Below are 7,459 nucleotides of genomic sequence, written 5' to 3'. Positions count from 1 at the left end.
TGCCACGTCGGTCACGCCGCCCCGCACCTCGACGGCGTCGACACGGTCATCGCGTCGACCGCGGTCCGCGAGGACAACCCGGAGATCGTCGAGGCGCAGCGCCGCGGCCTGCGCCTGTGGCCCCGCTCGGCCGGGATGCGCTCGCTCATGGAGGGCCGCCGGACGCTGGCGGTCGCCGGCACCCACGGCAAGACCACCACCACGGCGATGCTGACGTGCGCCCTGATCGCGGCGGGTGCCGAGCCGTCGTACGCGATCGGCGCCGAGGTCGCGAGCCTGGGGGCCAACGCGCGGCTCGGGGCGGGCGACCTCCTCGTGGCCGAGGCCGACGAGAGCGACGGGGCCTTCCTCGTCTACGCGCCCGAGGGTGCGGTCGTGACCAACGTCGACGCCGACCACCTCGACAACTACGGGACGGTCGAGGCGTACGCCGCGGCGTTCGACGAGTTCATCGGCAACGTCGGACGGTTCGTGGTCCTCAACGCCGACGACCCCGGCGCCCGCCACCTCGCCGACGCGGCGCGATCGCGTGGCCTCGACGTGCTCCTCACCGGATTCGCCGAGGACGCCGACCTGCGCGCCACCCGCCTCGTCGTGGACGGCACGACCACGACCTTCGACGTGGCGCTGAACGGCGTGGACCTGGGCCACGTACGCCTCGTGGTGCCGGGCCAGCACTACGCGCAGGACGCCCTGCTGGCCCTCGGCGCCGGCCTGCTCCTGGAGCAGGACGCCGAGCTCCTCGTCACCGGGCTGGCGGCCTACACCGGCGCCCAGCGCCGCATGCAGCTGCTCGGCGACGCCGACGGGGTGCGGGTCTACGACTCCTACGCCCACCACCCGACCGAGATCCGCGCGGACCTGGCGGCCGCCCGGGCGATCGCCGGTGCCGACCGGCTGGTCGTGGCCTATCAGCCGCACCTCGTGAGCCGCACCCGCGTCTACGGCGCCGAGATGGGCCGGGCGCTCTCCGCGGCCGACCTGGTCGTCGTCGCTGACATCTACCTCGCCCGGGAGGACCCGGACCCGGCCGTCACGGCGGACCTGATCGTCGCGGCGGTCGAGGACACGGCGGCGACGCCGGGCGGTCCCGTCGCGGGGCTGGCGCAGGTGCTCGTGCCGATGCTGCGTCCCGGCGACCTGCTCCTGACCCTCGGTGCCGGGGACATCACGACGGTCGGCCCCGAGGTGCTCGCTGCCCTGGGATCCGGGACGTGAGCGACCGCTTCGCCGTTCGCGCGCGCGACATCCGCCGCCAGCGGCTCAAGCGGGGCCTCCTCGGTGCCGCGACGGTCCTCGTGCTGGGCACCCTGACCTGGCTGGTGTGGTTCTCCGACGTGCTCGCGGTGCACGACGTGGACGTCGCGGGACGCACGAGCCTCCAGGAGAAGCAGGTGCTGCGCACGGCGCAGGTGCCCGCCGGCGAGCCGTTGGCCCGGGTCGACCTCACGGCGATCAAGGCCCGCATCGCCTCGATGGACCGGGTCGAGTCGGTCGACGTCTCCCGCTCGTGGCCCGCCACGATCTCGATCGACATCGTCGAGCGCCGCGCCGTCATGTGGTCCCTGATCGGCGGCCGGGCCCGCGGGATCGACCGCAACGGCATCGACTTCCGGGCGTACTCCCGGGCCCCGGGATCGCTGGTCGAGGCCAGCATCGCCGTCGCGGACCCGGACGAGCGCCTCGAGGTGACCGAGGCCGTCGCCTCGGTCATCGACCTGATCACGCAGAAGGACCAGGCCCTGCGGCGGCAGGTCCAGGCGGTCAGCGCCGAGACGAAGGACTCGATCGTCCTCGACCTGACCCGCGGCCGCACGATCCTGTGGGGGAGTGCCCGGAAGGGAACCCGCAAGCTCGAGGTCCTCGACTCGCTGCTGACGCTCGATGCGAGCCGCTACGACGTCAGTGCGCCGGACCAGCCCACCACCCGCAAGTAGATCGCGGCGTGTCGCGCCGGCTCGATGAGCCGTCCCGCGTACCGTTCTGGTTAAGGCAGAGGTTGACATAACTATAAACCTCCACCTCAGGGTTAGAGTTTCCGGCCCCACAGTCTTTTTCACCCCAATGAACACACACCCCGGAAGGGACACACCATGGCGGTACAGAACTACCTCGCCGTGATCAAGGTTGTCGGCATCGGCGGGGGCGGCGTCAACGCGGTCAACCGCATGATCGAGATGGGGCTCAAGGGAGTCGAGTTCATCGCGATCAACACGGATGCGCAGGCACTCTTGATGAGCGACGCCGACGTCAAGCTCGACGTCGGTCGCGACTCGACCCGCGGCCTCGGAGCCGGCGCGAACCCCGAGATCGGCAAGCGCGCAGCAGAGGACCACGCCGAGGAGATCGAGGCCGCCATCAAGGGCGCCGACATGGTCTTCGTCACCGCCGGCGAGGGTGGCGGCACGGGCACCGGTGGCGCCCCCGTCGTGGCCCGCATCGCCCGCTCGCTCGGCGCGCTGACGATCGGCGTCGTGACGCGTCCGTTCAAGTTCGAGGGCCGCAACCGCTCGGGCCAGGCCGATGCCGGCATCATGGCGCTGCGCGACGAGGTCGACACGCTGATCGTGATCCCCAACGACCGGCTGCTGTCGATCAGCGATCCCAACGTCAGCCTGCTCGACTCGTTCCGCCAGGCCGACCAGGTCCTGCACCAGGGTGTCTCGGGCATCACCGACCTCATCACGACACCGGGCTTGATCAACCTCGACTTCGCCGACGTCAAGTCGGTCATGTCGGACGCCGGCTCGGCCCTGATGGGCATCGGCTCCGCCCGGGGCGAGCACCGTGCCGCGGTGGCCGCCGAGAGCGCCGTCTCGAGCCCGCTGCTCGAGGCCTCGATCGAGGGCGCCCGCGGCGTCCTGCTGTCGATCGCCGGTGGCTCCGACCTCGGACTGTTCGAGATCAACGAGGCTGCCGGCCTGGTGGCCGACGCGGTCCACCCCGACGCCAACATCATCTTCGGTGCCGTCATCGACGACGCCCTGGGTGACGAGGTCCGGGTCACGGTCATCGCGGCCGGCTTCGACGGTGGGGAGCCCATGCTGCGCGACGCCAGCAAGCCGGCGCTGCTCAAGGACTCCCCGGCCCCGACCCCCGAGCCGGAGCGGGCGCAGACGTACCTGACGCCCGACCCGCACCTCGACGGACCCCGGCAGCCGCAGGACGGTGCCGGCAACGCCACGATCCCGGCGGAGCCCATGCCGGCGAGCTACGGCGACGACCTCGACGTGCCCGACTTCCTGCGCTGAGCCGAGGTGTTCTGGCACCGGCGGACGGTCGGTCGGGTCGAGCTCGCGTTCACCGATCGCGACGGGGGGTCGAGCGAGGGCCCCTGGTCCTCGCTCAACCTCGGCACGTCCAACGGTGACGTGGACGACCTGGTCCGGCGCAACCTGGAGCTCGTCTCCGAGGAGCTCGACGTCGACCGGCTGGTCCGGATGACCCAGGTGCACGGCGCCGAGGTGGCGTGGACCGACGAGGTCGCGGCGGGGGAGATCCCGGTCGCCGACGTCCTGCTGACCGACGAGCCCGGGGTCGGCGTGCTGGTCCGGGTCGCGGACTGCACCCCGATCGTGATCGTCGGGCTGGACGAGCCCGTCGCGGGAGTCGTGCACTGCGGTCGTGAGGGCCTCGTCAAGGGTGTCGTCATGGCGGCCGTCGGCTCGCTGCGCGAGCGCGGCGCCGAGGCCCTCGAGGCGTACATCGGCCCCCGCGCCTGCGGACGCTGCTACGAGCTGCCCGAGGAGATGGCGGACGCCGTCGGGGCGGTCGTCCCCGAGGCGCGGTCGACCACGTCGTGGGGCACCCCGGCGATCGACGTCGGGGCTGGCGTCATGGCACAGCTGCGCGAGCTCGGCATCCCCGCGACGGACCTCGGTGCTCACGAGTGCACGATCGAGGACGAACGCTTCTACTCCTACCGTCGCCAGGGCCAGGACTCCGGCCGGTTCGGCGCCGTCGCGGTGATCCGATGAGCAGCGACCGGCGCGACGAGCTGGCCGCCGGCCTCGCCGAGACCGAGCGCCGCATCGCGGCCGCCTGCGCCGCTGCGGGGCGCAACCGGTCGGAGATCACGCTGGTCGCGGTCACCAAGACCCATCCCGCCTCGGACGTCGACCTCCTGGCGGAGCTCGGCGTGACCGACATGGGGGAGAACCGGCACCCCGAGGCGGGCGACAAGGCCCGCGAGGTGCAGCACGCCGTGCGCTGGCACTTCCTGGGCGGGCTGCAGACCAACAAGGCCGGCGCGGTCGCCCGCTACGCCGACGTCGTCCACAGCGTCGACCGGGTCAAGCTCGTCAACGCGCTGTCGCGCGGAGCCGAGTCCGCCGGGCGTACCCTGACGTGCCTCGTGCAGGTCGACTTCGACGCGACCGACCCCGGCCGGGCGGGCGCCGTGCCCGACGACATCGGGACGGTGGCCGACGCCATCGTGGCCGCCCCGGGCCTGGTGCTGGGCGGCCTGATGACGGTCGCGCCGCTCGGCGAGGACCCCGCGCCGCACTTCGAGCACCTCGTCCGGCTCTCGGCTCGCCTCCGCGAGACGCACCCGGACGCCGCGATCGTCTCCGCCGGCATGAGCGGCGACTTCGAGGCCGCGATCACCGCCGGCGCGACACACCTGCGCATCGGGCGCTCGATACTCGGTGAGCGGCCCTCCAGCGGGTAATCTCAGACATGTCATTTCCGATCGGACACACGGAGCAACCATGGCAGGCGCAATGCGTAAGGTCGGCGAGTACCTCGGCCTCGTCGAGCAGGCAGACTTCGACGACGAGTACGACGAGGACATCGACGCGCCCGAGCCGGCCCCCCGCCAGCCCGTGACCCGTCAGCCCGCTGTCGTGCGCCCCGCGCCGGTCGCGAGCATCGACGACCACCGCCGACCCGAGCGTGAGCGTGAGCGCCCGCAGCGTCGCAACTCGACCGCGTCCGACCTGGCTCGCATCGAGACCGTCACCCCGCGCACGTACAACGACGCGCGCACGGTCGGCGAGCAGTACCGCTCCGGTGTCCCGGTCATCATGAACCTCTCGGAGATCGACGACGACGACGCCAAGCGCCTCGTCGACTTCGCCGCGGGCCTCGTGTTCGCGGTGCACGGCTCGATCAACCGCGTCACCGCCAAGGTCTTCCTGCTGTCACCCGAGAACATCTCGGTCACCGACGAGGACAAGCAGCGCATTGCTGCCGGCGGCTTCTTCAACCAGAACTGAGCTCAGATGCAAACAGCGGGGCGTGTCCTCGATCTGATCCTGCTAGTGGCCCTCCTGCTCCTGATCGCCCGGTTCGTGCTGGACTGGGTTCAGATGCTGGCGCGCAACTGGCATCCGCGCGGCGTCATCGCGGTGCTGTGCGAGGGGCTCTACTCGGTGACGGATCCGCCGCTGCGCGCGGTCCGCAACGTCATCCCCCCGTTGCGCCTCGGCACGGTCATGCTCGACCTGTCGCCGATGATCCTGATCATCGCGATCTACATCCTGCGCGCCGTCGTCGGAGTCGTTTTCTTCTAACGTCGCGCGCCTGTGCGGAACCGATGTCCCGATGTCGGTACGCCTGTGGCAGAAGTGAACTCCTACCGAGTACGGTGGAGACTCCGAGTCCCCAGGACTAACCCGAAACCCGAGGTGTACTCATGCCACTGACGCCAGAGGACGTGCGTAACAAGCGTATTACGCCAGTCCGTCTTCGCGAAGGCTATGACATGGGCGAAGTAGACCAGTTCCTCGACGAGGTCGAGGCCGAGCTCGAGCGTCTGACGGTCGAGAACGAAGAACTTCGCGCCAAGGTAGCTGCTGCATCGACCGGCGAGCCGACCGGATTGATCCCGGCCCTCTCGTCGTCGACCCCCGCCGCGCAGGCCCCGCCCACTCCCGCTGTGCAGGAGCCCGTCGAGGCCAAGAAGCCGGAGCCGGAGCCGGAGCCCGAGCCGGCGCCTGTCGTGGCCCCGGCACCGCCGGTGCGCACCGCGCCGTCGATGGGCGATGCGTCGTCCGCCGCGGCCCGTCTGCTCGAGATCGCCTCGACCAACGCCGACCAGCTCATGGACGCGGCGAAGGAAGAAGCCGATCGCATGGTCGGCGAGGCGCGCGCGAAGGCTGAGCGCATCACGAACGAGGCACGTGGAAAGGCCGACCGACTCGAGACCGATGCCCGCATCCGCGCGCAGAAGCTCGACGAGGAGACCAACGAGCGTCGTCAGCAGGCCGTGGCCACGATCGAGCGCGATCGGTACGAGATCCAGCGCGAGGTCGAGCACCTGCGGGCGTACGAGCGTGAGTACCGCGCTCGGCTCAAGAACTACTTCCAGAGCCAGCTCGACCAGCTCGCGGCGAACGAGAGCACCAGCAGCTCCACGCCCGTCGAGGCACCGACCGAGACGGCTCCGCGCCGTCTACGCTCGCTGCTCGGCGACGACGAGAACTTCTGAGCCCCCAGCACCTCGCTGCACCCGGAACGGCCCGCCTCCTCAACGAGGCGGGCCGTTCTGCGTGACGGGGGCGCGGACGGACGATGAGGGTTACGGGTCGTTCCGGCTACCACGATCCCTCGTCGTTGGTCCGGCGCAGCGACGGGGTGGACGGACGATGAGGGTTACGGGCCGGTCCGGCTACCCATGACCCTCATCGTCCGTCCCCCGCCGGAGCGGTCAGGCCTTCGTGACGGTGAAGGACAGGCCCAGGTCGGCGTCGGTGAACGCCGGGACGTCGACGCCCTCGGTGATCGACGTGGCCAGCACCTCATCGGCGATCAGCGCCGTGTGCGTGCGCAGCGCCTCGGCCATCGGACCGTCCGCCGACCACGCCAGCGTGATCCGGTCGCTGATGTCGAGGCCGGAGGACTTGCGCGCCTCCTGCACGACGCGGATCGCCTCGCGGGCGAGACCGGCCAGGCGTAGCTCGTCGTCCAGCTCGAGGTCGAGCGCGACGGTCTCGCCCTGGTCGTTGACGACCGACCAGCCCTCGCGTGGACGCTCGGACACGATGACGTCGTCGGGTCCGACCTCGACCGGCGATCCGTCGAGGTCGACCGTCGCGGTGCCCGCGGCGGCGAGCGAGGCGGCCAGCGCCCCCGCATCGGCCGCCGCGATCGCCGCGGCGACCTGCGGGGTCTCCTTGCCGAAGCGCTTGCCGAGGTTGCGGAAGTTGCCCTTGGCCGAGTGGTCGACCAGATCGCCGTCGGCGTCGGCGAGCGACTCCAGCGTCCCCACGTTGAGCTCCTCGCACACCTGGGCGCGCAGGTCGTCGCCCAGCTGCTGCCAGGCGCCGGAGGCCACCAGTGCGCGGCGCAGCGGCTGCCGGGTGCGGACCTTCGCCTCGGCACGCGCTGCACGTCCGAGCTCGGTGACACGCCGCGCCAGGTCGACCCGCGCACCCAGGCCGTCGACGATCAGGCTCTCGTCGGCCACGGGCCACGCGGCGAGGTGCACGGACTCCGGGGCGCCGGGGGTGACGGG

The 7,459-nt window shown here is 71.3% G+C and carries 9 protein-coding genes; 8 read left to right on the top strand and 1 reads right to left on the bottom strand.

Going from position 1 to position 7,459, the window contains the following annotated elements:
* The 8 genes from murC to JWQ91_RS07820 all read left to right on the top strand — a co-directional run.
* A partial coding sequence (murC, locus tag JWQ91_RS07855) for a UDP-N-acetylmuramate--L-alanine ligase (RefSeq protein WP_297782307.1) occupies positions 1-1,218 on the top strand: 1,218 nt, incomplete at its 5' end.
* Positions 1,215-1,937, top strand: a complete 723-nt coding sequence (locus tag JWQ91_RS07850; RefSeq protein ID WP_297782306.1) for an FtsQ-type POTRA domain-containing protein — start codon at positions 1,215-1,217, stop codon at positions 1,935-1,937. The genes murC and JWQ91_RS07850, both read left to right, overlap by 4 nt.
* A gap of 156 nt (positions 1,938-2,093) precedes the next feature.
* Entirely contained in the window at positions 2,094-3,251 is a 1,158-nt protein-coding gene (ftsZ, locus tag JWQ91_RS07845) for a cell division protein FtsZ (protein WP_297782305.1), read from the top strand.
* A gap of 6 nt (positions 3,252-3,257) precedes the next feature.
* Positions 3,258-3,977: a polyphenol oxidase family protein gene (locus JWQ91_RS07840; protein ID WP_297782304.1), complete on the top strand. Its 720-nt coding sequence runs from the start codon at positions 3,258-3,260 to the stop codon at positions 3,975-3,977.
* A complete protein-coding gene (locus tag JWQ91_RS07835) occupies positions 3,974-4,672 on the top strand; it encodes a YggS family pyridoxal phosphate-dependent enzyme (protein WP_297782303.1) in 699 nt (232 codons plus the stop codon). Before JWQ91_RS07840 ends, JWQ91_RS07835 begins: the two co-directional genes overlap by 4 nt.
* A gap of 40 nt (positions 4,673-4,712) precedes the next feature.
* Positions 4,713-5,219 carry a cell division protein SepF gene (gene sepF / locus JWQ91_RS07830; RefSeq protein ID WP_297782302.1) on the top strand — a complete coding sequence of 169 codons (507 nt, stop codon included), beginning with the start codon at positions 4,713-4,715 and terminating at the stop codon, positions 5,217-5,219.
* 45 nt (positions 5,220-5,264) lie between these two features.
* Positions 5,265-5,516, top strand: coding sequence for a YggT family protein (locus JWQ91_RS07825; protein WP_297782301.1), 252 nt, complete (start codon positions 5,265-5,267; stop codon positions 5,514-5,516).
* A gap of 122 nt (positions 5,517-5,638) precedes the next feature.
* A complete protein-coding gene (locus tag JWQ91_RS07820; RefSeq protein ID WP_297782300.1) occupies positions 5,639-6,433 on the top strand; it encodes a DivIVA domain-containing protein in 795 nt (264 codons plus the stop codon).
* Positions 6,434-6,652: 219 nt separating this feature from the next.
* Here the strand turns inward: JWQ91_RS07820 and JWQ91_RS07815 are convergent.
* The coding region (locus JWQ91_RS07815; protein WP_297782299.1) for a DUF5915 domain-containing protein at positions 6,653-7,459 on the bottom strand (807 nt) is incomplete at its 5' end.

The sequence above is a fragment of the Aeromicrobium sp. genome (genome assembly GCF_025965075.1).
Classification (GTDB): Bacteria; Actinomycetota; Actinomycetes; order Propionibacteriales; family Nocardioidaceae; genus Aeromicrobium.
Note: the sequence above shows the minus strand (reverse complement) of the source record. Positions and strands in the feature narration are given on the sequence as shown.